Source organism: Pseudomonas putida (genome assembly GCF_001941965.1).
GTDB lineage: Bacteria > Pseudomonadota > Gammaproteobacteria > Pseudomonadales > Pseudomonadaceae > Aquipseudomonas > Aquipseudomonas putida_L.
Genome location: NZ_MKZO01000079.1, coordinates 57,452 through 82,258, shown reverse-complemented (window position 1 = coordinate 82,258; position 24,807 = coordinate 57,452). Strand labels below are relative to the sequence as shown.

The following is a 24,807-nucleotide window of genomic DNA, read 5'->3' as shown; positions in this document are numbered from 1 at the left end:
ATGACTTACAGGCTCAACACCCGGTTCGAAGCCTTGATGAATTCCTCCTTCAACGCCTCGAAATCATGCACCGCCGGGAACTGCGGGAATTCGCGGATCACATTCTCCGGCGCATGGAACAGGATCCCCGCATCCGCCTCACCGAGCATGGTGGTGTCGTTGTACGAATCCCCCGCCGCGATCACCCGGTAGTACAGGCTCTTGAAGGCCAGCACCGACTGACGCTTCGGATCCTTCTGGCGCAACTGATAGCTCACCACCCGATCATTCTCGTCGGTGATCAGGCGATGGCACAGCAGGGTCGGGAAACCCAGTTGGCGCATCAGCGGCTGGGAGAATTCATAGAAGGTGTCGGAGAGAATCACCACCTGGAAGCGCTCGCGCAGCCAGTTGACGAAATCGATGGCGCCATCCAGCGGCTTGAGGGTGGCGATGACCTCCTGGATATCGGCCAGCTTCAGGCCATGCTCGTCGAGGATGCGCAGGCGCTGCTTCATCAGTACGTCGTAGTCCGGAATGTCACGGGTGGTGGCCCGCAGCGATTCGATTCCGGTTTTTTCCGCGAAGGCGATCCAGATTTCCGGGACCAGTACGCCTTCCAGATCGAGACAGGCAATTTCCACAGCTCACTCCTCGAACAACGCCAAAATTGGGAAGCCGCACTCTACGGCCAGCAATGCGACCCGTCTACCCGGCATTTTTTGGTAACATCTGCCGACTACGAGCGCCCAGCGCCATTCAATGACCGGAAGCCGCCTGATGAGCCAACCCTTCGACGTCGCCGCCCTCGCCGCGACCTACGCCAACAAATCCCCGCAGGACATCCTCAAGCTTGCCTTCGAGCATTTCGGCGACGACCTGTGGATTTCCTTCAGCGGCGCCGAAGACGTGGTGCTGGTGGACATGGCCTGGAAGCTGAACAAGCAGGTCAAGGTGTTCAGCCTCGACACCGGTCGCCTGCATCCGGAGACCTACCGGTTCATCGATCAGGTGCGCGAGCAGTACAAGCTGCCGATCGAGATCCTTTCGCCGGACCGCGACAAGCTCGACCCCTTCGTCAAGGAAAAGGGCCTGTTCAGCTTCTACAAGGACGGCCACGGCGAATGCTGCGGCGTGCGCAAGATCGAACCGCTGCGCCGCAAACTGAGCACCGTCAGCGCCTGGGCCACCGGCCAGCGCCGCGACCAGAGCCCGGGCACCCGCAGCCAGGTGGCCGCGCTGGAAATCGACAGCGCCTTCTCCACCCCGGAGCGCACCCTGTACAAGTTCAACCCGCTGGCGCAGATGAGCAGCGAGGAAGTCTGGGGCTATATCCGCATGCTCGAGCTGCCGTACAACAGCCTGCACGAACGCGGCTTCATCAGCATCGGCTGCGAGCCGTGCACCCGTCCGGTACTGCCGAACCAGCACGAACGCGAAGGCCGCTGGTGGTGGGAGGAGTCGACCCAGAAGGAATGCGGGCTGCATGCCGGCAACCTGATCAGCAAAGCCTGACCCGCAGAAACGAAAAAACCGGCCAAGGCCGGTTTTTTTTCATGGGTGCCTGAAACTCAGTGCACCGGCAGTTCGACACCTTCGAACAGCTCTTCCAGTTCCTGCTTGTTGTGGCACTGGATCGCCTTGGCCATCACTTCGCGGGTCAGGTGCGGGGCGAATTTTTCGATGAAGTCGCACATGAAGCCACGTAGGAAGGTACCGCGACGGAAGCCAATCTTGGTGATGCTCGACTCGAACAGCTCGCTGGCATCGAGGACCACCAGGTCGCTGTCGAGCTTCGGGTCCACCGCCATCTTGGCGACGATGCCGACGCCCAGGCCGAGGCGTACGTAAGTCTTGATCACGTCGGCGTCGGCCGCGGTGAACACCACTTTCGGGGTCAGGCCGCGATGGCTGAAGGCTTCGTCCAGCTTGGAACGGCCGGTGAAACCGAACACGTAGGTGACGATCGGGTATTCGGCCAGCACTTCCAGGGTCAGCTTCGGCAGCTTGGTCAGCGGGTGGCCCTGGGGCACGACCACGCAACGGTTCCAGCGGTAGCACGGCATCATCACCAGGTCACCGAACAGCTCCAGGGCCTCGGTGGCGATGGCGAAGTCGACGGTGCCGTCGGCGGCCATCTCGGCGATCTGCATCGGCGAGCCCTGGTGCATGTGCAAGGCCACTTCCGGGTACTGCTTGATGAACGAGCTGATCACCGGCGGCAGCGCATAGCGCGCCTGGGTGTGGGTGGTGGCGATGGACAGGGTGCCCTTCTTCTCGTTGGAGAATTCCTGGGCAATCTGCTTGATGCTCTCGACCTTGCGCAGGATCTCGCCTGCGGTGTTGATGATCCGCTCACCCGCCGGGGTGACGCGGGTCAGGTGCTTGCCGCTGCGGGCAAACACTTCCACGCCCAGCTCGTCTTCCAACAGGCGGATCTGCTTGCTGATCCCGGGCTGGGACGTGTACAGGCTCTGCGCTGTCGCGGAAACGTTGAGGTCGTGGTGCGCCACTTCCCAGATGTAGCGCAATTGTTGAAGCTTCATAGGTATCCCTCAGAGGCTGGGCGTCACCGGCAACAGCGACGAGTTATAACTATATTAGCGGTCAGGAGAATAAATCTAGAACAATTTCACCAGTTTTCTTACGCGGGGCACGGAAAAGTCCTTCAGGTTTTCCGCCGCCCCAGTTGTTGCGCGAGGGGCACCATGTACACCGGCACCGCTGCCAGTTGCAGGATGCGCACGGCAGTGCGACCGATCGGAATCTCCGCCCCGGCGCCCTGGCTGTGGCTGCCGACGATCAGCAGATCGACATTCAGGCGCTGGGCCTGCTCGAGAATCACCTCCGCCGGATCCCCCTGGCGCACCCGTACCGCACGAATCAGCGCCAGGTCCTCCTGGTCCCCCAGCTCATCGCGAAAGCTCTCCAGCACCCGCTGTTCGATATTCGACAACACGGTGTTCACGCCCTGGCTGTGCAACTGGTCCAGGGTCTGTGCATCCAGGTAACTCTGCAGCAGCGATTCAGCGAATTGCCCCATGGGCTCGACGGCGTGGATCACGTAGAGCTCCGCGTTGAAATTGCGCGCCAGGGCCAGCGCGTGTTGCATGACATAAGGCGAGTAAACACCGAGGTCCGTGGCGTACAACATCGAACGGATCATTTGACCTCCTCGACTGCCAAAGCGGCAGGGCAAGGTTCAGCTTAGCAGCGCCAAACCGATGCGCAGGCCCCGTCCGGCGGGGCTCAGACCGGGTCCGACTGGTTGCTGATGCCATGCGGCACATGGCCGGTGGCGACCACCCTGCCCGCCCGTTCGCAGTGGCCGGTCTGGTCGTCGAAAAACACGTCGGCGGCGAAGGCTTCGAGGAACGCCGACTTGTCCAGGCCGCCGAGGAACAGCGATTCGTCGAGGCGGATATCCCACTCGCGCAGGGTACGGATTACCCGCTCATGGGCCGGTGCCGAACGGGCGGTGACCAGCGCCGTGCGGATCGGGCAGGCGGTACTGGGGAATTCGCCCTGCAACTGGTTGAGCGCGGCGAGGAAGGGTTTGAACGGACCGCCGCGCAGGGCCTGGCGGGCGGACTGGCGCTCGTTGGCCTGGAAGGCTTCCAGCCCGCCCATCTGGTAGACCCGTTCGGACTCGTCGGAAAACAGCACGGCGTCACCGTCGAAGGCGATGCGCAGCTCCTCGGTGGCCTCGCGGTGGATGCCGCCGGAGAGAATGGTCGCGGCAGCGAAACCGGCATCCAGGGCGCTGCGCACGTCATCGGCGTCGGTGGAAAGGAACAGGTGGCAGCCAAACGCGGCCAGATAAGGATAGGGGCTGCGGCCACCGACGAAGGCGGCGCGGGAGATGTTCAAGCCATAGTGCTCGATGGAATTGAACGCGCGCAGGCCAGTGTCGGCACTGTTGCGCGAGACCAGCACCACCTCGACCCGCTGCTGGCCGAGCAGGCTGTTGAGGCCCAGCAGTTTCTGCACCAGAAGGAAGGCGTCGCCGGGTTGCAGGGGTTCATCTTCATGCTCGATCTGGTACTGGCGATAGGCCTCGACGCCTTCGGCGAGGAACAGCCGGTGGCTCTCGCCCAGGTCGAACAGGGCCCGGGAAGAGATCGCCACTACCAGTTTGTCGTTCAGGCCTTTGCTCATTGTTCACTCCATTTCCATGTCGCTCCCATCGCTGGCAAGCCAGCTCCCACAGGGCCCTGTGTCGCCTCGGACATTGTGGGAGCTGGCTTGCCAGCGATGAGGCCCTCAAAAGCATCAAATCTATCCCGGCCAGGTCCCCCCAGCTACTTTAGTTGCAAAAACCCGGTATCCGGGCCCCGAACCGCACCGTTATCAGGCACTTGCCCATTGTCGTGGCAAGGGATTACGCGCTAAGGTTCCGCTCCCCGCTGAGCTCAATCATGCTGCTCCGCCGCACGGGGCTGGCGGCCGGCATCCGTGACCTGACGAGTAACACGATGGCTGATTTACCGATCGACGACCTTAACGTTGCCTCCAACGAGACCCTGATCACCCCCGATCAGCTCAAGAAGGAGCTCCCACTCAGCGCCTCCGCGCTTCAGACCGTCACCGCCGGCCGTGAAGTGGTGCGCAATATCCTCGACGGCAAGGATCACCGCCTGTTCGTCGTGGTCGGCCCCTGCTCCATCCATGACGTCAAGGCCGCCCATGAATACGCCGAGCGCCTGAAGGTGCTGGCTGCGGAAGTCTCCGACACCCTTTATCTGGTGATGCGCGTCTACTTCGAGAAACCGCGTACCACCGTCGGCTGGAAAGGCCTGATCAACGACCCGTACCTGGATGACTCGTTCAAGATCCAGGACGGCCTGCACATCGGCCGCAAGCTGCTGCTGGACCTCGCGGAAATGGGCCTGCCCACCGCCACCGAAGCCCTCGACCCGATCTCCCCGCAATACCTGCAGGACCTGATCAGCTGGTCGGCCATCGGCGCCCGTACCACCGAATCCCAGACCCACCGCGAAATGGCGTCCGGCCTGTCCTCGGCGGTCGGCTTCAAGAACGGCACCGACGGCGGCCTGACCGTGGCGATCAACGCCCTGCAATCGGTCTCCAGCCCGCACCGCTTCCTCGGCATCAACCAGGAAGGTGGCGTGTCCATCGTCACCACCAAGGGCAACGCCTACGGTCACGTGGTCCTGCGCGGCGGCAACGGCAAGCCGAACTATGACTCGGTCAGCGTTGCCCTGTGCGAGCAGGCCCTGAACAAGGCCAAGATCAAGCCGAACATCATGGTCGACTGCAGCCACGCCAACTCCAACAAGGACCCGGCCCTGCAGCCGCTGGTCATGGAGAACGTCGCCAACCAGATCCTCGAAGGCAACCAGTCGATCATCGGCCTGATGGTCGAAAGCCATCTGAACTGGGGCGCCCAGGCGATTCCCAAGGACCTCGACCAGCTGCAGTACGGCGTGTCGATCACCGATGCCTGCATCGACTGGGACGCCACCGCCACTACCCTGCGCAATATGCGCACCAAGCTCAAGGACGTGCTGCCGAAACGCCGCGCCTGAACGGCATGAACGAAAACGCCGGGCAATGCCCGGCGTTTTCGTGTGTGGAATATGAAGAAGAAGCCGTCAGACCTTGGACGAATGCTTCTGGTGCCGCTCCATGTAGCGCTCGACATAGGAGCAGGACGGGATCACCGTGTAGCCACGCTCTTCGGCGAAGGCCAGGGCCCGTTCGGTCAGTGCCGCAGCAATGCCGCGACCGCGCAGGGCGTTGGGCACGAAGGTGCGGTAGATGTCCAGCGTCTGCTTGCCCAGGTCCATGTAGGTCAGGTAGGCACGATGACCGTCCACATTGGTCTCGAATTGATGACCGGCCTGGTCATGGTGGATGGTCAACGCCTCGCTCATCACTACTCCTCGCGGGTCTTGTAATAAAACCCAACCTTAACCGATGTTTGTCCGGCGAAGGAACCTCTACGCCACCCCGTGCCCGTTCGACAGCGGGAGCGGCCTGCTCGTTCTCCAGGCCACGGGCACCCTTTGAATAGTAGGCGGCCCCTGACCGGATGCTCAAGGTACTGGTCGGAAAAAATTCCACGTCGCGCAACGCGGGAATCCCGCGCCCGGTAACGTCCTCAACTGCAAACCGGATGATCCGCATGTTATGACGCAAGATGACACTAAAAGTCACCATTAGTTCAAGAAAAAGTACTTTTACAAGAACGCCTTACACTAGCAGAGCCGGGAAATGCACGGTTTTCGTACACTCCCGGCGTCAAGCCCCCTGGCGAGACAATTTTTTTCCAATTCTTGCGCTCAGTCAGTTTACTTACTACAAGTAATGGGTACTATGTACGCCGGCCAGTTTCTCTTTGTTGAGAGATGGCTATTTAATAGAAAGTCCTTGAAGGGGAACACGATGAACAACGTTCTGAAATTCTCTGCTCTGGCTCTGGCCGCAGTTCTGGCTACCGGTTGCAGCAGCGTATCCAAAGAAACCGAAGCTCGTCTGACTGCTACCGAAGACGCAGCAGCTCGTGCACAAGCTCGTGCTGACGAAGCGTATCGCAAAGCCGACGACGCTCTGGCAGCCGCTCAGAAAGCTCAGCAAACCGCTGACGAAGCTAACGAGCGCGCTCTGCGTATGCTGGAAAAAGCCAGCCGCAAGTAATAATCCCTCGGGATTGTTATTCGAAGCCGACCCACTTGTGGGTCGGCTTTTTTATTGCCCGCTTTCTCAGCTACAAGCCGCAAGCTGCAAGCCATAAGAAAAAGCGGCCCGGTCGCCCCGGACGCTTTTTCGCCAACTCAAACAAAAAGAGCAGCCCTACCCGGACTGCTCTTTCTTACAGCTTGAAGCTTAAAGCTTGAAGCTTATTGCTGCTGATACGGATTGCTCGAGATGATTGGCACATTGCCATCCGGCGCGGTCGGTACGGCGATCTCCACCGGCATGCCATCTTCGGCCGCGACCACATCGCGGACCATGTCCCAGTTCATCTGCACGTTCTTCGCCAGGTCTTCACGCTTGAGCAGCGCGTTGATCACTGCGGTGTGCTTGTCCACTACCGACGGATCGCCCTTGTCGTCCAGCGGGGTGTGCGCCTCGAGGTAGACCTTGCCGCCACTCATGCCGAACTTGTACGGCTCGTTGATGATCCGTACCGGCGTGCCGACCGGCGCCATCTTCGCCAGCTCCAGCACGTTGTTGTTGAACATGCGGAAGCAGCCATGGCTGGTGCGCATGCCGATCCCGAACTTCTTGTTGGAGCCGTGGATCAGGTAGCCCGGCACGCCCAGGGTGAACTTGAACGGGCCCAGCGGGTTGTCGGGACCGGCCGGCACCACGTTCGGCAGCGGATCGCCATCGGCGGCGTGCTCGGCCTTGATCGAGGCCGGCGGGGTCCAGGTCGGGTTCGGCGTCTTGGCGGTAACCTTGGTCTGGGCAATCGGCGAACCCCAACCTTCACGACCAATACCCAGCGGGTAGGTGTGCACCACGTTCTCGCCTTTCGGGAAGTAGTACATGCGGTACTCGGCGAGGTTGATGACGATGCCCTCGCGCGGCCCCGGCGGCAGGATGAAGCGGGTCGGCAGGATAATCTCGGTGCCGGCGCCCGGCAGCCAGGGGTCGACGCCCGGATTGGCCGCGACCATTTCCAGATAGCCGAGGTCACCGGCGGTGCCGATGTCGGCGAAGGTGTCTTCGTACTTGGCCTTGATCACCTGGACCTGACCGATGATGTCTTCGCCTGGCGGTGGCAGGGGAAACTCCAGCGCGGAAACGGGACCGGCCGCCAGCAAGGCGGCCAGGGACAGGCAACGGGTGACGGCGGGAAAGCGCGGCAACATCCGGGAAATCCTTCGAAAAATTCGGGAGTCAAGGAAGCGATTGTACACCGCTGTAGGAATTTTCGGCATCCAGGCCCGCTGGATGGAAAAGCGCCGTCAGAGCTCCGGCCAGACTGGCCTTGTGCCTTTACGCTGGGCGTCGAGGATGGCCCGGCACAACGGGCACAGGCGGCGGTCGCGGTACACCGTGCTGGGCACCCCGGACCAGCGCGGCTGCGCCGGCAGCAAGTTGCCGCACAGCGTGCGGTCGGCCGAGCCGCCCAGCTCCAGTTGACGGGCCACCAGGTGCACGCGGATCTCCTGGCAGGCGAACAGGTCAAGCTGTTCGTCAGGCTCGATCAATTGATAGGCATACAGGGACCAGGCGGGACGCGGCATCGGGGGCTCCAAATCGGGGGCGCAACATTAGCCGAAAGCCGGTCACTATAAAAGCGTCAAAGCAGCGGTTTTATTGCCGGCCAGGCATTTTCCAGCAACTGGCCCTGGGCGCCCTGGGCCGGATGGATGCCATCGGCCTGCATCAGCTCCGGATGACCACCGATGCCTTCGAGAAAGAACGGCACCAGGGGAACGTTCTTCTGCGTGGCGAGATCGGAATAGACCTGAGCGAAGGCTTTGGTATAGCGCGCGCCGTAGTTCGGCGGCAGTTGCATGCCGAGCAACAGCACCTTGGCCCCGGCCGCCCGCGACTTGTCGATCATCGAGGCAAGATTTTGTTGCAATTGCGTAGGAAGCTGCCCACGCAGCCCGTCATTGCCGCCCAGCTCCAGCACCACCAGGCTCGGCTTGTGCTCGGAAAGCAGCGCCGGCAGCCGCGCCTGGCCGCCTGCACTGGTGTCGCCACTGACCGAGGCGTTGACCACCTTGTCGTCGAAACCCTCGGTCTTGAGCCGCTGTTCCAGCAAGGCGACCCAGCCCTGACGGGTATCCAGGCCAAAAGCGGCGCTGATACTATCGCCAACGATCAACACCGTACCTGCCGCTGCGTTCTGCGCCATGCACAGCAAGGCCAGACCAGCACTCAATAACCACACTCGCATCGGATTCTCCATGGGCCCCAGCATTCTCATTGCGCGGAACCTTAGCAAAGTGGTTCCCAGCGCGGAAGGCAACCTCACCATCCTCCACGAACTGTCCCTGGAACTGACGGAAGGCGATAGTTTGGCCATTATCGGCGCCTCGGGTTCCGGCAAATCCACCCTCCTCGGCCTGCTCGCCGGGCTCGACCAGCCCAGCGCCGGCTCGGTGACCCTGGCCGGCCACGACCTCGGCCCGCTGGATGAAGACCAGCGCGCCAAGGTGCGCGCCGAGCATGTCGGTTTCGTGTTCCAGTCGTTCCAGTTGCTCGACAGCCTCAACGCCCTTGAGAACGTCATGCTGCCGCTGGAGCTGGATGGCCGCCGCGACGCCCGTGAGCACGCACGCACCCTGCTCGAGCGGGTCGGCCTGGGCCAGCGCCTGAGCCATTCGCCACGCCAGTTGTCCGGTGGCGAGCAGCAACGCGTCGCCATCGCCCGCGCCTTTGCCGCCGAGCCGGATGTGCTGTTCGCCGACGAACCCACCGGCAACCTCGACAGCCACACCGGCGAGCGCATCAGCGACCTGCTGTTCGAGCTGAACAACGAGCGCGGCACCACCCTGGTCCTGGTCACCCACGACGAACGCCTGGCTCGCCGCTGCCACCGGCAGATCCGCCTGGATGCCGGCCATATGGTCAGCCCGATGGAGCCCTAGATGGCACACCTGTCCCTGTTTCGCCTGTTCGCCCTGGCCGTGCGCCAGTTGCTTCGCGATGCCCGTGCCGGTGAGTTGCGGGTGCTGTTCTTCGGCCTGCTGATCGCCGTGGCGGCGAGTACCGCCATCGGCTATTTCGGTGCCCGCCTTAACGGCGCCATGCTTTTGCGCGCCACTGAGTTCCTCGGTGCCGACCTGGTCCTGCAGGGCAGTTCGCCGGCCAGTGCCGAGCAGATCGAGCGCGGTACCGGCCTTGGCCTGGCCCACGCCAGGGTGGTCGAGTTCTCCAGCGTGATCGCCACCGACAATGGCATCCAGCTCTCCAGCGTCAAGGCCGCCAACGAGGCCTATCCGCTGCGCGGCGAACTGCGCAGCGCGCCGGAGCCCTATGGTGCGGAAGCCAGCGGCGGCGGCCCGGCGCCTGGTGAAGCCTGGGTCGAACCGCGCCTGCTGGCCGCGCTCAACCTGAAGATCGGCGACAGCGTCGACGTCGGCATGAAGACCCTGCGCCTGAGCCGGGTACTGACCTACGAGCCAGACCGCGCCGGCAACTTCTACAGCCTCACCCCGCGGGTCATGATCAACCTCGCCGACCTCGACGCCACCGGCGTGGTCCAGCCCGGCAGCCGGGTGACCTACCGCGAACTATGGCGCGGCGACACCCTGGTCCTCGCCGACTACCGCCAGTTCCTCGACGCCAGCCTCGCACCGAACCAGCGTATCCGCGATGCCCGCGACGGCAACCAGCAGATCGGCGGCGCCCTGGGCAAGGCCGAGCGCTACCTGAACATGGCCAGCCTGGTGGCGGTGCTGCTGGCCGGCGTGGCGGTGGCACTCTCGGCCAGCCGCTTTGCCGTGCGCCGCTTCGATGCCAGCGCCCTGCTGCGTTGCCTGGGGCTGTCACGGCGCCAGGCGCTGAGCCTGTTCTGCCTGCAACTGGCGATTCTTGGCAGCCTCGCCGCCCTGGCCGGCGCCCTGCTCGGCTGGCTGGCGCAGCTCGGCCTGTTCGCCCTGCTTGACGGCCTGCTGCCGGCGGAAATTCCCGATGGCGGCGTGGCCCCGGCGCTGGCCGGGATCGCCACCGGGCTGGTGGCCCTGGCCGGCTTCGCCCTGCCGCCACTGGCCGCGCTGGGCCGGGTACCGCCATTGCGGGTACTGCGCCGCGACCTGCTGCCGGTGCCACCGAGCAGCTGGCTGGTGTACGGCGCGGCGATCCTTGCCCTCGGCCTGATCATGTGGCGCCTGAGCCTCGACCTGCTGCTGACCTTCGCCCTGCTCGGCGGCGGCCTGATCGCCGCCTTGCTGCTCGGCGGCCTGCTGCTGCTCGGGCTGCGCAGCCTGCGCCGGATGCTGGCCGGTGCGCCACTGCCGTGGCGTCTGGGCCTGGGTCAGCTGTTGCGTCATCCGCTGGCCGCCGCCGGACAATCCCTGGCCTTCGGCCTGATCCTCCTGGCCATGGGGCTGATCACCCTGCTGCGCGTGGAATTGCTGGATACCTGGCATAACCAGTTGCCGGCCGATGCGCCCAACTATTTCGCGCTGAACATCCTCGAAGACGACAAGGCGGCCTTCAGCAAGGAACTGGCCGGGTTCTCCAGCCATGCCGCGCCGTTGTATCCGGTGGTCCCGGGGCGTCTTACCCAGATCAATGGCGAGGCGGTGCAGCAGATCGTCAGCAAGGACTCCGCCGGCGACCGTGCCGTGCAGCGCGACCTGAGCCTGACCTGGGCCGCCGAGCTGCCGGACGACAACACCCTGAGCGCCGGCCAGTGGTGGCAGGGTCAACCGCAAGCGGATGCCGTTCCCGGCGTCTCGGTGGAAGCCAAGCTGGCGGAAAGCCTCAAGCTCAAGCTGGGCGACCACCTGACCTTCGTCATTGGCGGGGAAACCCGCGAAGCCGTGGTCAGCAGCCTGCGTGAAGTCAACTGGGACACCTTCCAGCCGAACTTCTACATGATCTTCCAGCCCGGCACCCTGCAGGGCCTGCCGGCCACCTACCTGACCAGCTTCTACCTGGCGCCGGGCAACGACCAGCAGATCGTCGCCCTGTCCCGGGCCTTCCCGGCGGCGACCATCCTGCAGGTCGATGCCCTGCTGGAACAGCTGCGCAGCATCCTCGCCCAGGTCACCCTGGCGGTGCAGTACGTGTTGCTGTTCGTCCTCGCGGCGGGCCTGGCGGTGCTGTTCGCCGGGCTGCAGGCGACCCTCGACGAACGCATCCGCCAGGGCGCCCTGCTCCGTGCCCTCGGCGCCGGACGGGCGCTGCTGGTCAAGGCGCGGCGCATCGAGTTCGGCCTGCTTGGCGCCGCCAGCGGGCTGCTCGCCGCCATCGGCTGCGAGATGATCACCTGGGTGCTCTACCGCTACGCCTTCGACCTGCACTGGAGCCCGCATCCGTCGCTGCTGCTGTTGCCGCTGGTGGGCGCGGTGCTGGTGGGGGGCGCCGGCGTGGTCGGCACCCGACGCGCGCTGAATGCCAGCCCGCTGACCGTGCTGCGCGAAGGCTGAACAACCGCGAGCCGGCGACCTGTACCGTCGCCGGCTCGCCGGTTACTCTTCGCCCCTGACGTAACGCCCGCCCAGGAGACGGCATTGGCTACCAACATCATCACCCGCGAAGGTCACGAAGCCCTCAAGGCCGAGCTGGATCACCTGTGGCGCGTGTACCGCCCGGAAATCACCCAGAAAGTCGCCTGGGCCGCCTCCCTCGGCGACCGCAGCGAAAACGCCGACTACCAGTACAACAAGAAGCTCCTGCGCGAGATCGACCGCCGCGTGCGCTACCTGCGCAAGCGTCTGGAAGACGTGAAGGTGGTGGACTACGGTGCCGAGCAGGAAGGCCGGGTGTTCTTCGGCGCCTGGGTGGAGATCGAGAACGAGGATGGCGAGATCATGAAGTTTCGCATCGTCGGCTATGACGAGATCTACGGGCGCAACGACTACATCTCGGTGGACTCGCCCATGGCCCGGGCGCTGCTGAAGAAGGAGAAGGATGACGAGGTGACAGTGCAGACGCCTGGGGGTGAGGCGGTCTGGTATGTGAACAGCATCAGTTATCCGCGGTGATCTTTCGGGCCCTATCGCTGGCAAGCCAGCTCCCACAGGTGTGGCGGTGCACTCGATACCTGTGGGAGCTGGCTTGCCAGCGATGAGGCCCTGAAGAGCAAAGAAGATTTCAGCCCCGAGTGATCAAACCCTGCCGCGCAATCCGGGTCAGTTGCCCGATCACCTCAGCCGCCCGCTCCTTGCTCGGCGCCTGTACGACAGCCAGGTCAAAGCGGTCATCGGCAAACTCGGCCAGCGACATTTCAAGATCGACGAATTGAATCAACAGGGCTGTAGCGCGGCCCTTGCGGCGCGGCCAGCCATCGAGGAAGCGAACCAGGGTCGGTTGGTGCGGACCACTCAGCAATACCCGCGGGGTACGCGCCGACTGGCTGGAAGAAAGGGGGGTCAGACAGACACTGGAACGTGGGCAACTCATGGAGTCATATTCTCCGCCTCGCAGATCCCGCTGGGCTGCGGTGGGAGGCATCACCGAACCAGCGCTTTAGCGGTATTCGGATCACCTGAAGGGCTCTCCCGCGCCCCGCAAGTAGCTGTTTAAATCGGCGCAGGTGGGCATCCTAGAGGGGCTGCCAACGGACTGTCAACACGAGCAATGACAAAGGGCCTGCATCGCAGGCCCTTTTGCCGTCTTCAACTTTTCGAAATCGCCGCGTCCAGCGAGGCCCGGCCAGCGCCCTCGAACAACACCGCCACTGCACCGCCCAGCAGGGCCAGGGCGAACTCATAGCCGTTGTTGGACATGAACAGGCCGTTGTTGATGTGCACCGAGAGGATCGCCACCACCAGCAGGCCGATCAACGCCACCGCCGCCGGCCGCGCCAGCAGGCCGATGACCAGGGCCAGGCCGCCGAAGAATTCCGCACCGCCGGAGAGCAGCGCCATCGGCATGGCTGGGGTCAGGCCAAGACTTTCCATGAATTGCGCAGTCCCCGCCAGGCCGCCGCCGCCGAACAGGCCGAAGAGCTTCTGCGAACCGTGGGCCATGAAGATGATGCCGACGATGATGCGCAGGACGGTCATGCCCCAGCCAGCGCGGGTAGTCATTACGGAGTGGATGGCGTTCATTGCGGTGTTCCTTAGCAAGGTGTTTGTGTTTGGATGCCGCCATAATAATCATATTCTTCAATATGAAAATCGCAATTAATCCATGATAAAGATCGAACAAATAGATTATTTGCGACCCTTCACCTTGTCATTCCGGGAGGACTCCAGGGTCTCCCGCTCCCGGTCGAAGGCCAGGAAATACTTGTTGACGCTATTAACATAGCTGACCGGCCCCATTCCCACCTGCTCCAGGGCCACGCGCTCGACCTGGAAGAACCATTGGTTCTGGTTCAGCCCGCGGCGCCGGGCCTCGGCGCGCATCGCCTGGACCCGCTCCGGCCCGAGGTTGTAGGCCGCCAGGACGAAGGCCATGCGCTCGCGCTCGTTGAGCTGGTTGCTGGAGAAGAACTTGCGGCGGATCAGCGACATGTAGCGGGCACTGGCCTGGACATTGCCCTCGACGCTGCTGATATCGCTGACGCCGACCCGCTGCGCCGCGCTCGGGGTGATCTGCATCAACCCGTGGGCACCGCCGGCACCGCGGGCCCCGGGGTTGAGCGAAGACTCCTTGAAAGCCACGGCGGCCAGGTTGAGCCAGTCGAGGTTCTGCGCCTCGGCGTGCTTCTGCAGGACCGGGCGCAAGTTGTTCAGGCGCTGGCGATTGGCCTTGGCCAGCGGGTAATGCACCTTGTACAGGCGCCGGTAGATGCGCTCGAAGTTCGCATCCTGGTCGGCGGGCGGGCGATAGTCCTTGAGGAAGCGATCGACACTGGCATGCAGCATCACCGCGTCGCGGCGCATGAACCAGTGGGTCGACTCCGGCGCGGTCAGGCTGACCTTGCGCTGGATATTCAGCTTGGGCATGACCTTGCTCCAGCGCTCGGCGATCGGCTGCTCGACCACGGTCAGCGGCAGGATCCCGCCCTGGACCATCTCCAGCACGTCTTCGGTCGCCAGGCTCGGGTCGACCCACTCGATCCTGATCGGCGCATGCTTGCGCAGGGCCAGGCGCTGGTTGATTTCGTGGAGGGTATCGCCGGCCGCGCTGCCGGCCGGCAGTACCAGGGTGCGCCCGGACAACTGCTCGATGCGGCTGTAGCTGCGCTCGCCCCGGCGCCCCACCAGCACCAGCGGCACATGGGCCAGCACCGGATCGCTGGCGCTGACGCCGCGGGTGGAGACCGGGTCGAGCAGCTCGCCGGGCGCCACCAGGTCGCCCTCGCCGCGCTGCAGGGCCGGGACCAGCTGCTCCTTGGCCTTGGGGATCAGCTTCAAGCGGATTTCCTGGCCGTCCCGGGCGCGGGCATTGAGGTAGTGCTCGAAGGCGCGCAAGCGGTAATACTCGACGCCGTACGGCTGGCCCTTCACTTCCCCGGAACTGTTGCGGCTCTGGTTGACCAATACCCGCAGCTCGCGGCTGGCGCGGATCTGCGCCAGGTCGCGGTCCTTGTTGCCGCTGCTGGCCACCTGGGGCGGACCGGCCACCCGCGCGTGCGCCGGCCCTGCCAACAGCAGCCCGGCGAACAGCAGGATCATCAGCAAAGCTCGGGACATCCGGACTCCAGGAACAGGCCGTGATGGCGTGCGTGGCGGCATACTATGCAGCGGCCTTATGACAATTGACCGCAAAAGACCACGACAACTCATTGAAGTTCTTGTGTTTATTGTTATTTTTCGAGCTTTTGCGCGGGTATCAGCCGCGAAATTCGAGGTAGCACCATGCAACTCATCGACATCGGCGTCAATCTGACCAACGCCAGTTTTGCCGGCATCCATCAGGAAGTACTGGACCGCGCCGAGGCCGCCGGGGTGCGGCAGATGCTCCTGACCGGCACCAGCCTGGCGGGCAGCGAAGAGGCCCTGGAGCTGTGCCAGCGCCTCGACGAACGCGGCCAGCGCCTGTTCTCTACTGCGGGTGTACACCCGCATGACGCCAGCCACTGGACCGCCGAAAGCCCGCGCCAGTTGCGCCACCTGCTGGAGCAGCCACGGGTGCAGGCGGTCGGCGAATGCGGCCTGGACTTCAACCGCGACTTCTCCCCGCGCCCGCAGCAGGAAAAGGCCCTGGAAGACCAACTGGCCCTGGCCGTGGAACTGCAGATGCCGGTGTTCCTCCACGAGCGCGACGCCAGCGAGCGCCTGCTGCATATCCTCAAGGACTACCGCGACCACCTCAGCGCCGCCGTGGTGCACTGCTTCACCGGCGAGCGCGAGGCGCTGTTCGCCTACCTCGACCTGGACCTGCATATCGGCATCACCGGCTGGATCTGCGACGAGCGCCGCGGCACCCACCTGCACGGCCTGGTCGGCAACATTCCCGAAGGCCGGCTGATGCTGGAAAGCGACGCCCCCTACCTGCTGCCACGCAGCCTGCGGCCAAAACCGAAGAACGGTCGCAATGAGCCGGCATACTTGCCGGAGGTATTGCGCGAAGTGGCCCGGCATCGCGGCGAGTCCGAGGCCCATCTGGCGGCACATACAACCCTGTGTGCCCGACGCTTCTTCAGCCTCCCGGAGCTGGCTTGACACATATCAAGATTTATTGCTGATTACTCGACCAGAATGCTGGCACCTTGCCAAAAAACTTTCCGCTCAAACGCTTAACTCAGAGAAGACCTACCATGGGTGCCTGGCTTAGCAACATCTCCCTGAAGTACAAGTTCTGGGCTGTCAACGCGGTCGCCTTCGTCACCACCCTGTTCCTGGTGCTGTACGCGGTGTTCCTCGAACAGCAGGCCCGGGTCGACGAAGCCCATGAGCGCGCCGTGGCCGAAGCCCGGTTGCTCGCCGCCTGGCCGGCCGGGCAGGCCCTGCCCCAGGCGCCGCATATCCTCGCCTTCGCCCCCGGGCAGACGCCCAGCTACCAGGGCCAGCCCGTCGCCGCCCTGGCCAATGCCAGCGGCTGGGTCAGCCTCGAGCCTTACGCGCTGTTCGGCGAAGCGCCGCTGGCCGGCGCCCAGGTGATCAGCCGTGACGGCCAGCGGGTCGCCGTGCTGGCGCCGTCGCCGAGCCTGATGCAGGTCTACAGCGATCGCTTCGGCAATTACGCGGTGTGCGTGCTGATCCTGATGCTGGCGATGCTCTGTGCCTCGCAGTTGCTGATCCGCTTCCTGCTGGCCCAGCTCAACACCCTCAAGGACGTGATCCTGCATGTCGAGAAGACCGGCGACCTGTCGGCCCGGGTACCGCTGTCCTGCGGTGACGAGGTCGGGCAGATGGCCAGTGCCTTCAACGCCATGCAGACCACCTATCACCGGGTGGTCAACACCGTGGCCGTGACGGCCGCGCAACTGGACTCCGGCGCCGCGCGCCTGGCCTCGAGCATGAGCGACGTGCGCCACGGCATGCTCGGCCAGCAGAGCGAGACCGATCAGGCGGCGACGGCGATCAACGAAATGACCGCCACCGTCTACCACATCGCCCAGCACGCCGGCGCCACCCGCGACCTGTCGCAGACCGCCGACACCCTCGCCGGCAGCGGCAAGGACGTGGTCAACCGGGTACAGACTTCCATCGCCGGGCTGTCCAGCGGCGTGCAGCAGACTGCCGAGATGATTCGCCAACTGGCCGAGGACAGCCAGAAGATCAACGGCGTGGTCAATGTGATCCACAGCATTGCCGAGCAGACCAACCTCCTCGCCCTGAACGCCGCCATCGAAGCGGCCCGGGCCGGTGACCTGGGACGTGGTTTCGCCGTGGTTGCCGATGAAGTGCGCAACCTGGCCAAGCGGGTGCAGACCTCCACCGACGAAATCACCGAGATGGTCTCTGCTTTGCAGGCCGGGACCAAGGATGCGGTGGAGTTCATGACCGAGAGTTCGTTCAAGGCCGACGACTGCGTGAAACAGGCTCAGGAAGCGGGCGAAGCGCTGGCGGAAATCACTGCTGCGGTGGCGCAGATGCGCGAGAGCAACACGCAGATCGCCGTGGCCGCGGAGCAGCAGAGCCAGGTGGCGGAAGAGATGAACCGGGCGGTGGTGAGCATTCGTGATGTGACCGAGGATACGGTGCAGCAGACGGTGTCTTCGGCGACGACCAGCAGTGAGTTGGCGACCTTGGCCGGGGAGCTGAACAAGGTGATCGGGCAGTTGAAGTTGTAGGGAATTCAAGGGCCCCATCGCTGGCAAGCCAGCTCCCACAGGGATCGCGTGCACCGCTGGACCTGTGGGAGCTGGCTTGCCAGCGATGAGGCCCTCAAGAGCACAGCTATCCCTCCGATCAATCCCCTCAATTGGCCTCACCCACCACCCACAACTACTCTTCTGACAAGCCCCACCGAAAAGTCAGAGGAGTCCCCCATGAACACCCACCTGCCGCATTACCTCATCGCCGCGCCGCTGTTCATCATCGGCGCGCTGCTGGTGTTGTCCGGGGTGTTCAGTCTGGATCTGGGCCAGATCGCCGTCGGTGTGATCATGTTGCTGGCAGGCCTGGCCCTGTATCGCCAGGGCCATCGCCTGGAGGCCGGACAGTCGAAACCGTTCAGCCACCGCCATCACTGAACATCAGGCGAACACCGTCACCGTCTGCCGGCTGATCGCCAGCAACTCCCCCGCCGCATTCCACATCGCCGCCGAGGTGTGCCCGTAGCCATCCCGGGAATGCTCGATATCAGCGCAGTACTGGCACCAGTCCAGGGTACTCAGGCTGGCCACCGGCTGGACGAATTCGATGGTCCAGGTCAGGGTGCTGCCCGCCGCCGGCTTGCTCAGGTACGGCAAGGTCGCCGGCGGCCAGGCATCGCACAGGGCCAGCAGATGGGCCTCGGTCACCGGCTCTTCCACCGCATCGCGCAAACGCACCCAGCCGCCCATCTGGCGACACGGCTTGTTGCTGAACGGCAGATTGCCGATGCCCCAGCGCATGGCCAGGAAGCGGATGTATTCCGGGGTCACGCCGGGGATGTAAGGCATCTCCGGACTGGAATCGGCCAGGCTCTTCATCTCCACCGCCGGCACTGCCGGGATATCGATCACCGAACTGCGCCCGGCGCCGAAGCTGCCCTGCACCAGGGTCACGGTCTGGCCGTTCTGGATCGCCCTACCCAGCAGCGAACTGACCGCCTTGCCCTCGCGCAGCACCTCGACCTCGAAGCTGATCGGCACATTGGGTTCGGCGGGCCCGACAAAGGTGATCGCCAGCGAGCGCACCGGACGCTCCGGCGAGACCCGGGCATGCATAGCCTCGTACACCAGCGCCGCCATCAGGCCGCCAAAACAGGCACGGCCCTGGGCCCATTCAGCGGGGATCACCACTTCTTGCGGGCGCTGGCGAACGGCGGTGAGCAGTTGGGAAAAATTCATGCGGACCTCGTCCTGCGGAAAAGTCCTACGATCTTAAGAGCAGAACCGGACAGCAGGCAGGCCGCATAACTGCCAAATAAGCGGCCTATCGCTCGTCGATATGCTTGAGCAGACGGGCCAGGGTCTTGTCCGCCTTGCGCTCGGCCGCCACCAGCTCCTCGCGCCATTGCGGGACCAGGGTCGCCAGGTCGGCCTGTTTTTCGGCCTGGGTCAGCCATTGCAGAAGGTCGTGCCAATGGCCGAGATCATCCTGGGCGTTCTTCAATTCGGCGCGCATCGACTTGCCGATGCGGCTGAGCTTCGGATAGGCCTCGGCGCCGTAGCGCGAGCGCTTGATCAACAAGCGCAGGCGGTGTCGATCGTGGGCCGGGTCATGCATGGCCTCGACGATCTTCTTCCACTGTTTGTCCAGGCGCTTTTCGATGCGCTTGCCCAGGTCCGGGACCAGTTCCTGCTGTTCGATGGCGCGGAGGAAGTTGGGGAAGGCGTCGATCACCGTCAGCAGCCGGTGCATCTGCGTGCTGGACGCCACCGAGGCGAAGATCACGCCCTCCCCGGCGAGGCGGCGTTGCGCCGCCGCGCCCATGTCACGTTCGAAGAGCTGTTCGGCCAGCACCTCGCGGTCACGCAGCGGCGTGGTCAGGTCACCGATGGCCTTGGCCGCGGCTTCCAGGTGATCCACCCCGGGCAAGCCGCGCAGGGGCCGCAACAGGCTGCGCAACCGGCGCACCGTGGTGCGCAGGTCATGCAGCGCCTCGCTGTCGGTGTTCTCGGCCAGGCGCGCCTGGCAAGCCATCAGACGCACCTGCAGTCCCAGGATCTCTGCGACAACGTGATCGAACATCTTCGACATGCCAAAACCTCACGACTGGTTAGCGTCCGGCGCGGGACTCGCGAATGTAGAAACGGGCTTTCTCGGCTTTTTTCGAGCACCCCTCGAAGGCTTCGAATTGCTGCTGGGTCTTGGCGCCGGTCAGCAGCGACAGGGCCTTGGAATAGCTGACGGTGCCGGCGAAACCTTCGGCCTTGGCCAGGTCGAGCTCTTTCCAGGCGGCGTCGAGCTGGGAGCCGCAACTGTCACGATAGGCCGTCTTGCCCGCGCAGCCAGCCAGGGCCAGAACGATCAGGGGCAGGGTTATCCAGGCTTTCATGGGGTGTTACCTCGAGGGAAATAATCAATCAGGTTGGCCTGTTCGACGGCAGCGCCGGCAAAAAGTGCCATCACCAGCGTAGCCCAGCGTTGCCGGTGATTGAAGCGCAGCGCTGAACAGGCGCATTGTTACGTCATATGACAGGGGATCGGACCATGAAAAAGCGCGTGGCACTGGTGTTGGGCTCGGGTGGTGCCCGGGGGTATGCGCATATCGGCGTGATCGAGGAAATCGAGCGCCGCGGCTACGAGATTGCCTGTATCGCCGGCTGCTCCATGGGCGCGGTGGTCGGGGGGATCTATGCCGCCGGCAAGCTGGAGGAATATCGTAACTGGATCGAAAGCCTCGACTACCTGGATGTGCTGCGTCTGGTCGACGTGAGTTTTCGCCTGGGTGCCATTCGCGGCGACAAGGTCTTCGGGCAGATCCGCAAGATCGTTGGCGAGATGAATATCGAGCAGTTGCGCATTCCCTACACAGCGGTGGCTACCGACCTGACCAACCAGCAGGAAATCTGGTTCCAGGAAGGCTGCCTGCACCAGGCCATGCGCGCGTCGGCGGCGATTCCCAGCCTGTTCACCCCGGTGGTCCAGGGCAATCGCACGCTGGTGGACGGCGGGATTCTCAATCCGCTGCCGATCATCCCGGTGGTGTCCAGCCACTGCGACCTGATCATCGCGGTCAACCTCAACTCCACCAACCAGAAGCAGTATGTGTTGCCGGTGATCGAACGGCCGGCGGCGTTCAAGTTGCGTTTCGACAGTTTGATCAGTTCGCTGGGCTCGCATCTGCCGTTCCGGCGCAAGCAGGCGGAGGCGTTGCTGGGGCTGGAAAAGGAGCTGGAGCAGGAAATGGCGGCGGAGGCGGCGCAGATGCCCAACCCGTGGCTGGCCGACGCGGCCAGCCCCAAGGCTCAGCAGCCGTCGGCGGCGCCGGAAAGTGATGGGGCACCGAAGTCGGCGACCGGGTCGTTCATCGTCGATAACGTTGGGCCGGCGTCGTTGCTGGATTTGATCAACCAGAGTTTCGAGGTGATGCAGACGTCGTTGGCGCAGTACAAGATCGCCGGCTATCCGCCGGATGTGCTGGTCAACGTGCCGAAGCGGGTGTGCCGGTTCTTCGAGTTCTACAAGGCGCCGGAGCTGATCGCGCTGGGGCGGGAGATTGCGCGGGATACGCTGGATAACTATGAGGCGGAAAAGCGCTGACTGATCCGGATTTTCCGCTGTCAGTACTGGCCCTATCGCTGGCAAGCCAGCTCCCACAGGTATCGCGTACACCGCGGACCCTGTGGGAGCTGGCTTGCCAGCGATAGGGCCCTGAAGGTCACATCGAATCCTGCCCGATCAACCGATACCCCACTCCCGGCTCGGTCACGATAAACCGCGGCGCCGTCGGATCATCCCCCAGCTTCTGCCGCACATGCGCCACCACGATCCGCAGGTAGTGGCTGTCCTCCACATGGGTCGGCCCCCAGATGTCCTTGAGCAACTGCTGCTGGGTGATCACCCGCCCCGGATGCCGGGCCAACTGTGCCAGCAGCGCATACTCCTTGCGGGTCAGCGCCACCTCTTCGCCGTCCAGGGTCACCCGCCGGTACGCCAGGTCCACGGTCAACGGCCCGAAGCTCAAGGCCGCTTCCGGCGCACTGGCCTGCGGCACCTGGCGCAGCAACGCACGCACCCGGGCGAGAAACTCCTGGATGCCGAACGGCTTGGTCACATAGTCATTGGCCCCGCCATCCAGCGCCTGGACCTTCTGCGCCTCGCTGGCGCGTACCGACAACACCATCACCGGCACCGCACTCCATTCACGCATTTCGCGCAACACCTGCTGCCCGTCCATATCCGGCAGGCCGAGGTCGAGTACAACGAGGTCCGGCCGCGACAAGGCGGCATGGCGCAAGCCCTCGGCGCCGGTCCCCGCCTCCAGCACCTTGTAGCCCTGGGACACCAGGCTGATACGCAGGAACTTGCGGATCTGCGGTTCGTCGTCGATGACCAGCAGGGTCGCGGTCTGGCTCATGGGGTCTCGCTGTCCAGTGGGGGTTGGGCCGGAAGCGGCAAGCATAGTGTGATGCAGGTACCGCGGCCAGCCAGGCCGTCCTCGACGCGGATATGCCCGCCATGGGCGCCGATCATGCCGCGACAGATCGCCAGGCCGAGCCCGGTGCCCTGCCCGCCCCGGTCACCCCGGGCAGCGGTGTAGAACATGTCGAAGATCCGCTCGCGGTCCGCCTCGGCGATGCCCGGCCCCTCGTCCGCCACGGCGAAGCACAGCAACTCGTCCTCGACCGTCACGCGCAGTTCCAGATGCCCCTGGACCGGCGAGAAACGCGCCGCGTTCTCCAGCACATTGATCAGCGCCTGCTCGATCAGCGCCGCATGCACGTACAACAGCGGCAGTTCGGCCGGTACTTCGGTGTGCAGTTGCAGGGGCGCCAGCACCACCCGCAGGCGGTTCAGGGCGCTGCCGACGATATCCGCCGGCGCCACCCAGTCCCGCGCCAGCTTGAGGCCGCCGTGGCCGAGACGGGTCATGTCCAGCAGGTTCTGGATATAGCGGTCGAGGCGCTCGGCTTCGTCGCGGGTGCCTTCGAGCAGTTCGCGACGGTCCTCGGCGGGGATCGCATCGCCCAGGGCCAGCAGGCTGTCGATGCTGCCGCGCATGGCGGTCAGCGGTGTGCGCAGGTCATGGGAGACCGAGGCGAGCAAGGCACTGCGCAGTTGTTCGGTCTCGCCATGCAGGCGCGCCGCTTCCAGTTGCTCGGCCAGCTTCGCCCGGGCCAGGGCCTGGGCCAGCGGCTGGCTTAGGGACTTGAGCAAACGTCGGCGCTGGGCAGGCAGTCGCTCATCGTCGCGGGCACGTACCCCCAGTAGCGCCAGCGGCCCCTCATCCACCGACAACGGCCACCACCACCAGCGTCCGTTCGGCAGGGTATCGCTGCCCTGCCCCGCTTCCTGCTCGTGCTGCCAGGCCCACTCGGCGGCGGCGCGTTCGTTGTCACTGAATTGCAGCTCGCCGCCGAAGGCCACCTGCAGGCGCCCTTCGCTATCACGTTCCAGCAGGCACGCCTGCACGTCCGGCCAGTTTTCCAGATGCTGGCCGGCAGCGCTGAACACCGCCTGGCGGTCGGTGGCGGCAGTGAGCCGGCGGGTCAGTTCGAGCAGTTGCCCGGTCTGTTCCTGGGTTTCGCGCAGGGCCTTGAGTTGCCGACGCTGGCGCGCGGCGAGATTGCCGGTGAGCACCGCCATCAGCAGGAAGAACAGCGAGGTCAGTACGTCTTCCTCGCGCTGGATGGCGAGGGAGAAGTTCGGCGGGATGAACAAAAAGTCATAGGCCAGGAACGACAGCACCGCGCAGGCCAGCGCCGGCCCGATGCTGCTGCGTACCGCCACCAGCAACACGGCGGCGAGGAACACCAGGGAGATATTCGGCAGGTCCATGACCTTCGCCACCGCCGAGGCCAGCCCGGTGGCCAGCAAGGTGGCGGCCAGGGCCAGGGCGTAATGCCGCCAGACCCACTCGCCGCTGCGCACGGCACGGGCCGGCTCCGGCTGCCCGTCGCGGTCGAGGACGTTGATTTCCAGCCCGTGGGCTTCACGCAGCAAGCGCGTCGCCACCCCCGCGCCGAACACACGCCGGCGCCAGCGATCCCGCGACTGCCCGACCAGCACCAGGCTCGCCCGGCGCTCGGCAGCATGCTGGATCAGCGTGCGCGCCACTTCCCCGGCCCGCAGCACCACCACTTCGCCACCGAGCCGCTCGGCCAGTTGCTGGGCTGCCTGCAGGCGCTGGCGGGCGGTTTCGTCGCGCAGCTTGCCGTTGTCCACATGCACCAGGCTCCACGGCAGATGACGACGCTGCGCGACCCGGCTGGCATGCCGCACCAGCCGTTCGGCCTGGGCATCGCCATCCACCCCGACCAGCAAGCGCCCGCGCAAGGCCGGGGCGTCCTGGCCGAGACGGCGGTAACCGTGGGCCAGATCGGCATCCACCTGGGCCGCCGCCGTCTGCATCGCCAGCTCGCGCAAGGCAGTGAGATTGGTCTGGGTGAAGAAGGCATCGATGGCCGCCCGCGCCTGCTCCGGCACATAGACCTTGCCGTCACGCAGACGCTCCAGCAGCTCCCGCGGCGGCAGGTCGATCAGCACCAGCTCGAAGGCTTCCTGCAACACCCAGTCCGGCAGGGTCTCGCGTACCTGCACGCCGGTGATGCCACGCACATGATCGTTGAGGCTTTCCAGGTGCTGGACGTTGACCGTGGTGTAGACGTCGATGCCCGCCGCCAGCAGTTCCTGGACATCCTGCCAGCGCTTGGCGTGACGACTGCCGGGGGCGTTGCTGTGGGCCAGCTCGTCCACCAGCACCAGTTCCGGCGCGGCCTTGAGCAGGCCGTCGAGGTCCATCTCCTCCAGCATCACCCCACGGTACCCCGAGCGCAGCAACGGCTGCTGCGGGATACCGCCGAGCAAGGCCTCGGTCTCGCTGCGGCCGTGGGTCTCCACCACCCCGGCCAGCACCCGCACGCCATGGCGCAGGCGGGTGTGGGCGGCCTGGAGCATGGCGTAGGTCTTGCCCACTCCCGGCGCCGCGCCGAGAAACACCTTGAGCCGGCCGCGCCCCTGGCGCGGCAGCTCGGCCAACAACGCATCGGCGCGCTGGGAATCACTCATGGTCGGGTCA

At 64.6% G+C, this 24,807-nt stretch carries 25 protein-coding genes and 1 pseudogene; 10 read left to right on the top strand and 16 right to left on the bottom strand.

Features of this window, described 5'->3' with window-relative positions; genetic code table 11:
* Window positions 1–5: 5 nt before the first annotated feature.
* Window positions 6–623 carry a bifunctional phosphoserine phosphatase/homoserine phosphotransferase ThrH gene (gene thrH / locus PSEMO_RS31665; protein WP_075806795.1) on the bottom strand — a complete coding sequence of 206 codons (618 nt, stop codon included), beginning with the start codon at window positions 621–623 and terminating at the stop codon, window positions 6–8.
* Window positions 624–759: 136 nt separating this feature from the next.
* Here thrH and PSEMO_RS31660 point away from each other — a divergent pair, with 136 nt between their 5' ends.
* Window positions 760–1,494: a phosphoadenylyl-sulfate reductase gene (locus PSEMO_RS31660; RefSeq protein WP_075806794.1), complete on the top strand. Its 735-nt coding sequence runs from the start codon at window positions 760–762 to the stop codon at window positions 1,492–1,494.
* A gap of 56 nt (window positions 1,495–1,550) precedes the next feature.
* Here PSEMO_RS31660 and cysB read toward each other — a convergent pair whose 3' ends face one another.
* From cysB to PSEMO_RS31645, 3 genes are all read right to left on the bottom strand, one after another.
* Entirely contained in the window at window positions 1,551–2,525 is a 975-nt protein-coding gene (gene cysB / locus PSEMO_RS31655; protein ID WP_009394496.1) for an HTH-type transcriptional regulator CysB, read from the bottom strand.
* A 122-nt stretch (window positions 2,526–2,647) separates the two neighbouring features.
* Complete coding sequence (locus tag PSEMO_RS31650) at window positions 2,648–3,145, bottom strand: universal stress protein (protein ID WP_075806793.1); 498 nt, start codon at window positions 3,143–3,145, stop codon at window positions 2,648–2,650.
* Between the two features lie 83 nt (window positions 3,146–3,228).
* Window positions 3,229–4,137, bottom strand: coding sequence for a 5'-nucleotidase (locus PSEMO_RS31645; RefSeq protein ID WP_075806792.1), 909 nt, complete (start codon window positions 4,135–4,137; stop codon window positions 3,229–3,231).
* Window positions 4,138–4,454: 317 nt separating this feature from the next.
* On the opposite strand from PSEMO_RS31645, the gene PSEMO_RS31640 reads away from it, so the two are divergent.
* A complete protein-coding gene (locus PSEMO_RS31640) occupies window positions 4,455–5,528 on the top strand; it encodes a 3-deoxy-7-phosphoheptulonate synthase (protein WP_075806899.1) in 1,074 nt (357 codons plus the stop codon).
* Window positions 5,529–5,594: 66 nt separating this feature from the next.
* Here the strand turns inward: PSEMO_RS31640 and PSEMO_RS31635 are convergent, their stop codons facing one another.
* On the bottom strand, window positions 5,595–5,876 hold the full coding sequence (locus PSEMO_RS31635; protein WP_075806791.1) for a GNAT family N-acetyltransferase: 282 nt from the start codon (window positions 5,874–5,876) through the stop codon (window positions 5,595–5,597).
* 511 nt (window positions 5,877–6,387) lie between these two features.
* Between PSEMO_RS31635 and oprI the strand changes: the two genes are divergently transcribed.
* Window positions 6,388–6,639, top strand: coding sequence for an outer membrane lipoprotei OprI (gene oprI / locus PSEMO_RS31630; protein ID WP_037058464.1), 252 nt, complete (start codon window positions 6,388–6,390; stop codon window positions 6,637–6,639).
* A gap of 203 nt (window positions 6,640–6,842) precedes the next feature.
* Here the strand turns inward: oprI and PSEMO_RS31625 are convergent, their stop codons facing one another.
* From PSEMO_RS31625 to PSEMO_RS31615, 3 genes are all read right to left on the bottom strand, one after another.
* Complete coding sequence (locus PSEMO_RS31625; protein WP_075806790.1) at window positions 6,843–7,820, bottom strand: L,D-transpeptidase family protein; 978 nt, start codon at window positions 7,818–7,820, stop codon at window positions 6,843–6,845.
* Window positions 7,821–7,916: 96 nt separating this feature from the next.
* Window positions 7,917–8,198 (bottom strand): hypothetical protein, encoded by a 282-nt coding sequence (locus PSEMO_RS31620; RefSeq protein WP_075806789.1) that lies wholly within the window; start codon window positions 8,196–8,198, stop codon window positions 7,917–7,919.
* A gap of 56 nt (window positions 8,199–8,254) precedes the next feature.
* A complete protein-coding gene (locus PSEMO_RS31615; protein WP_075806788.1) occupies window positions 8,255–8,860 on the bottom strand; it encodes an arylesterase in 606 nt (201 codons plus the stop codon).
* A gap of 10 nt (window positions 8,861–8,870) precedes the next feature.
* Between PSEMO_RS31615 and PSEMO_RS31610 the strand changes: the two genes are divergently transcribed.
* The 3 genes from PSEMO_RS31610 (at window position 8,871) to greB (ending at window position 12,620) form a co-directional block, all read left to right on the top strand.
* Window positions 8,871–9,554 carry an ABC transporter ATP-binding protein gene (locus tag PSEMO_RS31610; protein WP_075806787.1) on the top strand — a complete coding sequence of 228 codons (684 nt, stop codon included), beginning with the start codon at window positions 8,871–8,873 and terminating at the stop codon, window positions 9,552–9,554.
* The gene (locus PSEMO_RS31605; RefSeq protein WP_075806786.1) at window positions 9,555–12,062 is read left to right on the top strand and encodes an ABC transporter permease; all 2,508 of its coding nucleotides are present in this window, start codon (window positions 9,555–9,557) and stop codon (window positions 12,060–12,062) included.
* Between the two features lie 84 nt (window positions 12,063–12,146).
* Window positions 12,147–12,620 carry a transcription elongation factor GreB gene (gene greB / locus PSEMO_RS31600; protein ID WP_075806785.1) on the top strand — a complete coding sequence of 158 codons (474 nt, stop codon included), beginning with the start codon at window positions 12,147–12,149 and terminating at the stop codon, window positions 12,618–12,620.
* A gap of 109 nt (window positions 12,621–12,729) precedes the next feature.
* Here the strand turns inward: greB and PSEMO_RS31595 are convergent, their stop codons facing one another.
* The 3 genes from PSEMO_RS31595 to PSEMO_RS31585 all read right to left on the bottom strand — a co-directional run bounded on the left by PSEMO_RS31595 (window position 12,730) and on the right by PSEMO_RS31585 (window position 15,221).
* The gene (locus PSEMO_RS31595; RefSeq protein ID WP_009394472.1) at window positions 12,730–13,038 is read right to left on the bottom strand and encodes a hypothetical protein; all 309 of its coding nucleotides are present in this window, start codon (window positions 13,036–13,038) and stop codon (window positions 12,730–12,732) included.
* A 215-nt stretch (window positions 13,039–13,253) separates the two neighbouring features.
* On the bottom strand, window positions 13,254–13,688 hold the full coding sequence (locus tag PSEMO_RS31590; RefSeq protein ID WP_075806784.1) for a DoxX family protein: 435 nt from the start codon (window positions 13,686–13,688) through the stop codon (window positions 13,254–13,256).
* A gap of 105 nt (window positions 13,689–13,793) precedes the next feature.
* The gene (locus PSEMO_RS31585) at window positions 13,794–15,221 is read right to left on the bottom strand and encodes an MltF family protein (protein WP_075806783.1); all 1,428 of its coding nucleotides are present in this window, start codon (window positions 15,219–15,221) and stop codon (window positions 13,794–13,796) included.
* A 165-nt stretch (window positions 15,222–15,386) separates the two neighbouring features.
* Between PSEMO_RS31585 and PSEMO_RS31580 the strand changes: the two genes are divergently transcribed.
* The 3 genes and pseudogenes from PSEMO_RS31580 to PSEMO_RS31570 all read left to right on the top strand — a co-directional run.
* Window positions 15,387–16,193 carry a TatD family hydrolase gene (locus PSEMO_RS31580; RefSeq protein WP_075806782.1) on the top strand — a complete coding sequence of 269 codons (807 nt, stop codon included), beginning with the start codon at window positions 15,387–15,389 and terminating at the stop codon, window positions 16,191–16,193.
* Between the two features lie 95 nt (window positions 16,194–16,288).
* A complete protein-coding gene (locus PSEMO_RS31575; RefSeq protein ID WP_075806781.1) occupies window positions 16,289–17,767 on the top strand; it encodes a methyl-accepting chemotaxis protein in 1,479 nt (492 codons plus the stop codon).
* A 219-nt stretch (window positions 17,768–17,986) separates the two neighbouring features.
* Window positions 17,987–18,160 (top strand): annotated as a pseudogene (locus tag PSEMO_RS31570) (terminase); the annotation flags it as partial.
* A 12-nt stretch (window positions 18,161–18,172) separates the two neighbouring features.
* On the opposite strand, the gene PSEMO_RS31565 reads toward PSEMO_RS31570, so the two are convergent.
* The 3 genes from PSEMO_RS31565 to PSEMO_RS31555 form a co-directional block, all read right to left on the bottom strand.
* Window positions 18,173–18,970 (bottom strand): acyl-CoA thioesterase, encoded by a 798-nt coding sequence (locus tag PSEMO_RS31565; protein WP_075806780.1) that lies wholly within the window; start codon window positions 18,968–18,970, stop codon window positions 18,173–18,175.
* A gap of 85 nt (window positions 18,971–19,055) precedes the next feature.
* Window positions 19,056–19,823 carry a CHAD domain-containing protein gene (locus PSEMO_RS31560; RefSeq protein WP_075806779.1) on the bottom strand — a complete coding sequence of 256 codons (768 nt, stop codon included), beginning with the start codon at window positions 19,821–19,823 and terminating at the stop codon, window positions 19,056–19,058.
* 19 nt (window positions 19,824–19,842) lie between these two features.
* Entirely contained in the window at window positions 19,843–20,121 is a 279-nt protein-coding gene (locus PSEMO_RS31555) for a hypothetical protein (protein ID WP_075806778.1), read from the bottom strand.
* A gap of 155 nt (window positions 20,122–20,276) precedes the next feature.
* On the opposite strand from PSEMO_RS31555, the gene PSEMO_RS31550 reads away from it, so the two are divergent.
* The gene (locus tag PSEMO_RS31550) at window positions 20,277–21,329 is read left to right on the top strand and encodes a patatin-like phospholipase family protein (RefSeq protein WP_075806777.1); all 1,053 of its coding nucleotides are present in this window, start codon (window positions 20,277–20,279) and stop codon (window positions 21,327–21,329) included.
* Between the two features lie 118 nt (window positions 21,330–21,447).
* On the opposite strand, the gene PSEMO_RS31545 is transcribed toward PSEMO_RS31550, so the two are convergent.
* Both PSEMO_RS31545 and PSEMO_RS31540 read right to left on the bottom strand, forming a co-directional pair.
* Entirely contained in the window at window positions 21,448–22,146 is a 699-nt protein-coding gene (locus tag PSEMO_RS31545; RefSeq protein WP_075806776.1) for a response regulator, read from the bottom strand.
* Window positions 22,143–24,797 (bottom strand): sensor histidine kinase, encoded by a 2,655-nt coding sequence (locus PSEMO_RS31540; RefSeq protein ID WP_075806775.1) that lies wholly within the window; start codon window positions 24,795–24,797, stop codon window positions 22,143–22,145. The genes PSEMO_RS31545 and PSEMO_RS31540 overlap by 4 nt, the downstream gene beginning before the upstream one ends.
* Window positions 24,798–24,807 lie beyond the last annotated feature (10 nt).

What these genes read in the sequence shown, in the direction of transcription:
- PSEMO_RS31545 (WP_075806776.1), bottom strand. Translation starts at nt 22,146, where the DNA reads ATGAGCCAGACCGCGACCCTGCTGGTCATCGACGACGAACCGCAGATC.
- oprI (WP_037058464.1), top strand. Translation starts at nt 6,388, where the DNA reads ATGAACAACGTTCTGAAATTCTCTGCTCTGGCTCTGGCCGCAGTTCTG.
- PSEMO_RS31580 (WP_075806782.1), top strand. Translation starts at nt 15,387, where the DNA reads ATGCAACTCATCGACATCGGCGTCAATCTGACCAACGCCAGTTTTGCC.
- PSEMO_RS31660 (WP_075806794.1), top strand. Translation starts at nt 760, where the DNA reads ATGAGCCAACCCTTCGACGTCGCCGCCCTCGCCGCGACCTACGCCAAC.
- PSEMO_RS31565 (WP_075806780.1), bottom strand. Translation starts at nt 18,970, where the DNA reads ATGAATTTTTCCCAACTGCTCACCGCCGTTCGCCAGCGCCCGCAAGAA.
- PSEMO_RS31645 (WP_075806792.1), bottom strand. Translation starts at nt 4,137, where the DNA reads ATGAGCAAAGGCCTGAACGACAAACTGGTAGTGGCGATCTCTTCCCGG.
- PSEMO_RS31595 (WP_009394472.1), bottom strand. Translation starts at nt 13,038, where the DNA reads ATGAGTTGCCCACGTTCCAGTGTCTGTCTGACCCCCCTTTCTTCCAGC.
- PSEMO_RS31650 (WP_075806793.1), bottom strand. Translation starts at nt 3,145, where the DNA reads ATGATCCGTTCGATGTTGTACGCCACGGACCTCGGTGTTTACTCGCCT.
- PSEMO_RS31590 (WP_075806784.1), bottom strand. Translation starts at nt 13,688, where the DNA reads ATGAACGCCATCCACTCCGTAATGACTACCCGCGCTGGCTGGGGCATG.
- PSEMO_RS31605 (WP_075806786.1), top strand. Translation starts at nt 9,555, where the DNA reads ATGGCACACCTGTCCCTGTTTCGCCTGTTCGCCCTGGCCGTGCGCCAG.
- PSEMO_RS31640 (WP_075806899.1), top strand. Translation starts at nt 4,455, where the DNA reads ATGGCTGATTTACCGATCGACGACCTTAACGTTGCCTCCAACGAGACC.
- PSEMO_RS31550 (WP_075806777.1), top strand. Translation starts at nt 20,277, where the DNA reads ATGAAAAAGCGCGTGGCACTGGTGTTGGGCTCGGGTGGTGCCCGGGGG.
- PSEMO_RS31540 (WP_075806775.1), bottom strand. Translation starts at nt 24,797, where the DNA reads ATGAGTGATTCCCAGCGCGCCGATGCGTTGTTGGCCGAGCTGCCGCGC.
- cysB (WP_009394496.1), bottom strand. Translation starts at nt 2,525, where the DNA reads ATGAAGCTTCAACAATTGCGCTACATCTGGGAAGTGGCGCACCACGAC.
- PSEMO_RS31560 (WP_075806779.1), bottom strand. Translation starts at nt 19,823, where the DNA reads ATGTCGAAGATGTTCGATCACGTTGTCGCAGAGATCCTGGGACTGCAG.
- PSEMO_RS31610 (WP_075806787.1), top strand. Translation starts at nt 8,871, where the DNA reads ATGGGCCCCAGCATTCTCATTGCGCGGAACCTTAGCAAAGTGGTTCCC.
- PSEMO_RS31585 (WP_075806783.1), bottom strand. Translation starts at nt 15,221, where the DNA reads ATGTCCCGAGCTTTGCTGATGATCCTGCTGTTCGCCGGGCTGCTGTTG.
- PSEMO_RS31635 (WP_075806791.1), bottom strand. Translation starts at nt 5,876, where the DNA reads ATGAGCGAGGCGTTGACCATCCACCATGACCAGGCCGGTCATCAATTC.
- PSEMO_RS31555 (WP_075806778.1), bottom strand. Translation starts at nt 20,121, where the DNA reads ATGAAAGCCTGGATAACCCTGCCCCTGATCGTTCTGGCCCTGGCTGGC.
- PSEMO_RS31625 (WP_075806790.1), bottom strand. Translation starts at nt 7,820, where the DNA reads ATGTTGCCGCGCTTTCCCGCCGTCACCCGTTGCCTGTCCCTGGCCGCC.
- PSEMO_RS31575 (WP_075806781.1), top strand. Translation starts at nt 16,289, where the DNA reads ATGGGTGCCTGGCTTAGCAACATCTCCCTGAAGTACAAGTTCTGGGCT.
- PSEMO_RS31620 (WP_075806789.1), bottom strand. Translation starts at nt 8,198, where the DNA reads ATGCCGCGTCCCGCCTGGTCCCTGTATGCCTATCAATTGATCGAGCCT.
- PSEMO_RS31615 (WP_075806788.1), bottom strand. Translation starts at nt 8,860, where the DNA reads ATGCGAGTGTGGTTATTGAGTGCTGGTCTGGCCTTGCTGTGCATGGCG.